The organism is Vulcanibacillus modesticaldus (assembly GCF_001730235.1).
GTDB lineage: Bacteria > Bacillota > Bacilli > Tepidibacillales > Tepidibacillaceae > Vulcanibacillus > Vulcanibacillus modesticaldus.
The window spans coordinates 1-1,587 of the sequence record NZ_MIJF01000072.1 but is presented as its reverse complement, the minus strand read 5'-3'; the positions used below and the strand labels follow the sequence as shown (position 1 = coordinate 1,587).

Annotated in this window: 2 protein-coding genes; both read right to left on the bottom strand. The window is 31.2% G+C overall.

The window, feature by feature from the left end; all coding sequences use genetic code 11:
- Positions 1–216: 216 nt before the first annotated feature.
- Positions 217–1,359 carry a stalk domain-containing protein gene (locus tag BHF71_RS10145; RefSeq protein WP_069657523.1) on the bottom strand — a complete coding sequence of 381 codons (1,143 nt, stop codon included), beginning with the start codon at positions 1,357–1,359 and terminating at the stop codon, positions 217–219.
- The coding region (locus tag BHF71_RS12425) for a transposase (RefSeq protein ID WP_084024109.1) at positions 1,356–1,587 on the bottom strand (232 nt) is incomplete at its 5' end. The genes BHF71_RS10145 and BHF71_RS12425, both read right to left, overlap by 4 nt.

Genomic DNA, 1,587 nt, shown 5'->3' with positions numbered 1-1,587 from the left:
GGTCTAAACTTATTGAGTTGTCACAGGAATTTATTTTAGAGCAACAGTCTGCTTAATCTAACAGTATTAATTAGGCTCTGTTTTAAGAGTCTGCTTCAGTATGCTCTTTTTTGTCACTGTTTAAATGAAGTCATGCTTTTGCTATACTTGTTTAACCCTTTGTGAAGTTCTTTGTTCCCCAATTTTGTCATTCTTAATTTCTTTTTCACCAAACGTTTAATTTTTCATAGAACTTTTGACACTACCTTCGGAATAAGGAACGTTTGTCTTCCAATGGTCTGGAATAAGGAATTTTACCGCAATAGGTTTAGAACTTTCCAAATAAGGTAATAAAGCGGATATTCTGATTAATGCATAATTCTCTTTAATAATAGATTGTGGTGAAGCGGTTGGTAAGAAATACGGACGTACTTCATAAACTTTAAATCCATTATTTAAAGGAACTGCTTGCAATTCTTGATGCGTCAAATATACTTCTTCTTCTAACTCACCGGTTTGGTAATCATAATATGCAATTATATTTTCAGGACGTTCTTTAAAATCGAGTGAATTAAAATTAAGGCTTGATACACTTCCTTTTTTAACATTTATATAAACAATTGCAGTTCCATTTTCTTTAGGCTGTCGTAAATCAACAATAATTGATAAGTCAGCTGGTGGTTCAGATAAATTATTCATTAATTCATAATAGGAATCAACTTTATCTCTTGGTTTAATATCACGTAAATCCGCTGTTTTTCCGGTAAATGAATTACTAACTATTTTTTTTAGGGATACATTATCCTGTGCAGCAAATAAAATTTGGATAACTCCATCTACTTTTTTGACAACAACAAATGCTTTTTTATCTTTTAATAAACTATTAATCTGGTCTACTTCCATAGGTAAATAGAAATTATCTTTTTTTGTAAATTCATGATAATTAAGAACATGGAAAAAAACTATTCCATCTGACATAATCTTTTCTCTTTTCGTACTATCAAGTCTTCTGAAATTTTCGGCATTTGAACCATCGCCTACACTTAAATATTCGGAAAGTAAGTCAAAGTGAGGAGCCCCACCAATAAAATATACATCTCTAAATTGGTTACGAGAAAATGATGCTTTATCAAAAATAGTAGTACCACTTAAATCTTTAATTTCTAATATATTTGATGTTGAGACATTTGTATCAATTTGCTTATTTTTAGCTTCTTCATTGCTTATTTGATTATTATTATCAATCTTCTCTCCGAGATTCAGATCAAGTATGTTAATACTACTAGTTTGTCCATCCCATTTCACTTTTTTTTGCAATAATTCACTTATATAACGTAAAGGTACATAGGTTGTACCTTCCAGACTGAAGACTAACCTCATGCTAAATTACCTAGTATGAGGTTATTTTTGTCAAAAATGCTTAAAATCTTGGATGAAATAAAAAATTGAGAGCGATTCGGACGTCTCTTCCACGTCCAATTCGCTAGCTTTTTCAAATTCATGGCAGCAAAAACTAACATCGCCTGCATCGAGACTTTTTTCAAACCTCTTAACGTAGTCCAACGCAAACCATGTTTCTCTTTCATATCTGCAAATACTCTTTCTATT